At 65.3% G+C, this 308-nt stretch carries 1 protein-coding gene; it reads right to left on the bottom strand.

The window, feature by feature from the left end:
• Positions 1-308: methyl-accepting chemotaxis protein (locus tag UCMB321_RS28405; protein WP_040072023.1), on the bottom strand; the 308-nt coding region annotated here is incomplete at both ends.

The following is a 308-nucleotide window of genomic DNA, read 5'->3' as shown; positions in this document are numbered from 1 at the left end:
GCGGCCGCGGCGATCTGCTGGTTCATCGACTGGATGTTGGACACCGTGCGGGTGATGTTTTCCAGTGAGGTGCCAGCCTTGCGGGTCAGGGCGACGCTGCTGTCGGTCAGGGCGCGGCTGTTGTTCATCACCGTGGCGACTTGCTGGGTGCCGTTCTGCAGACCGGCCACCAGGCCTTCGATTTCCTCGGTGGACTTCTGCGTGCGCTGGGCCAGACCACGGACTTCATCGGCCACCACCGCAAAACCACGACCGGCCTCACCGGCACGGGCAGCTTCGATGGCGGCGTTGAGGGCCAACAGGTTGGT

The organism is Pseudomonas batumici (assembly GCF_000820515.1).
GTDB lineage: Bacteria > Pseudomonadota > Gammaproteobacteria > Pseudomonadales > Pseudomonadaceae > Aquipseudomonas > Aquipseudomonas batumici.
Note: the sequence above shows the minus strand (reverse complement) of the source record. Positions and strands in the feature narration are given on the sequence as shown.